The organism is Streptomyces sp. T39 (assembly GCF_008042045.1).
Taxonomy (GTDB): domain Bacteria; phylum Actinomycetota; class Actinomycetes; order Streptomycetales; family Streptomycetaceae; genus Streptomyces.
On sequence record NZ_RDBP01000205.1, the window covers coordinates 1 to 2,313 of the forward strand.

The window sequence follows — 2,313 nt, forward strand, 5'->3', positions numbered from 1 at the left end:
CTGCGACAGGATCCCGCCGGCCCGCATCGCCTGCCGCTGATCCGACAGCCACCTGCCCAGCGGAAACCCCGCCCCCGACCCGCCTGCGGCACCCTCCCCGCCCGGGATGCCGCCCTCGACGTGGTTGTACGGCACCGCGAGGTGCCCCTCCCGCCGCCGGTACGCCACCGCGGCGCGGTGGCCGGCGTTCCACGCCGCCGTCTCCGGCTCCAGCACGTTGTACTGCACCAGCCGCGCCACCAACACCGGATCCCGGTGTGTGCCGAACCGCAGCAGCAGCCGCTGCTCCTGCTCACCGTCGCTCTCGGGCGCCTCGCCCAGCCACGACGACGTCTGAGAAGCTGCAGCCGAGCTTTCCTGGGGAATAGCGAGCATTTCCACCGCGCGTTCATCATGCGCCCGCAGCCCGGCCAATACCTTAATCAAAGGGCGATACGAACCCGAATACGGCATGTCCTCCGGGGTCTCCTTATCCCCGAGGAAAACCGGAACGATCAGGGTCGCCAACTTGTCATCACCGGGCTTCTGCCGCAGCGCCCGACCGATTGCCTGGACGATATCCACGGCCGAACCCTTCGGATCGATCAGGGCCACACAGTCCACGCTCGGGACATCAACACCTTCACTCAGGACACGGCAATTCGACATCACGGCACGTGCTGCTCGGCGCCCGAATTCGCGGAGCTTGTCCTCACGTTCCTCTGCCGGGGATTCGCCGGACAGCCATCCCGACCACACCCGCGCGGGGTGCCGTTCCGGATCGGCCGCGTGCAGCCGGCGCGCCACCCGCTCCAGCCCTTCGGAGAACGCCCGCGCCTCCATGGTGCGGTGATGGAACGTGATCCCGCGCTGCAAACCGTGCTCGGCCATCGTCTCCAGCAGCGCGGCTTGGAGCACCGCCAGGCGCTCACCGCGCACGTGCTCATCGTGCCGCTGCTCGCCGTACAGCCGCTCCAGCGTCAGCGAAGGATCCCGCAGTTCCACCACCACGATCTGGTACCGGGCAAGCAGCTTTCTGGTGATCGCGCTGGACAACGACATCGCCCACAGAACGGGCCCAAAAATCGAAACGTCATCCATGGAACAGGCCAGCTCCTGCGGCAGCGGATCGAATGCCGCAGGCCCACCCGTCTCTTCTCGATCCGACCGCGGCGGCCGTTCCATCCAGATCCGCGGCGTCGCCGTCAAATACAACCGCCGCATCGCCGGCAACTGCTCCTGGTCGTGGACGGCGGCCCACGCCTTCCCCAGCGAACCCGACGTCCGGTGGGCTTCATCCACTGTCACCAGGTCGAAGACGTCCATAGGAAGGCCGTAGGCGCCTTCGTGTGCCTCGATCAGGACCGGCAGGGACGAGTACGTGGCGAACACGGTCACCGGCCCCCGGCCCCAGTGCAGCGCCAGCTGGGGCGAGCTGGTCGTAGACGGGACGCCGAGCGAATACAGCCGGGGATCGTCCTGCATCGAGCAGACCGCCACGATTGGACCCGAGTGCCCGAACTCCCGCCACTCCCGCACCGTCTGAGAAAGCAACGCCAGAGTGGGAACGAGAACCAGCACACGGCCCTTCGGCGCGATTCGCTGCGCGGCAGCAGCGGCGATGAACGTCTTTCCCGTTCCACAGGCCGCGTGGACCTGACCACGCAATCCATTCTCGGGAATGCGCTGACCGGGACGAATCTCCAGACCGGAAACGATAGCTTCCACCGCTTCCGTCTGATGCGGACGGAGCTTGATACCGCCTGTCATGAAGATCTCCAGTTGCCAGAGGTGGTGTGCCTTATTACGGGATACTACTTGCTGCATCACTAGTGATGCAGCCTCTTCGGCTGGTTGCATCACTTCGGCTGAAACCAGCCGGGCCCGGGCACGTAGGCCACGGCTACGGGTAAGCTGTCCAAGGTCGCACGAAGCGACGGCCTATCAGAAGTCAAGAGATCGGACGCGCTCAACTCCACACTCAACCCTGTACAGAGTTGAGCCCCTCCGAACGGTCCGAGGCACCTGGCATCGGTTCGGCCGGCCTCAGGGGGTGGTGCCCCAGAATCCGGGATCCTACCCGGTAGACGACATGATGCACCATCACTCCGTCCCTGCTGCTGCCCGGCGGAGCCGGTTGGGCGGGAGCGCAGCGGACGCCCCGTCCCGAAGCGCAGCACAGGGACGCACACTCGTGTTGGAGCGCAGCGGAAACACGATTTCCCGCAACGCGGGAAATATCAAGCGCGCAGCGCTTGACAAAGACGCGCAGCGTCTTCCCGCACCCGCGAAGCGGGTGCTTTTCTCTTCCCAGCGCGCAGCGCTGGTTTACCC

1 protein-coding gene is annotated in these 2,313 nt (G+C 66.0%); it reads right to left on the reverse strand.

Going from position 1 to position 2,313, the window contains the following annotated elements; all coding sequences use genetic code 11:
- Positions 1 to 1,749, reverse strand: a 1,749-nt coding sequence (locus tag EAO77_RS36925) for a DEAD/DEAH box helicase (RefSeq protein ID WP_147992639.1), incomplete at its 3' end; no start/stop codon positions are given.
- Positions 1,750 to 2,313 lie beyond the last annotated feature (564 nt).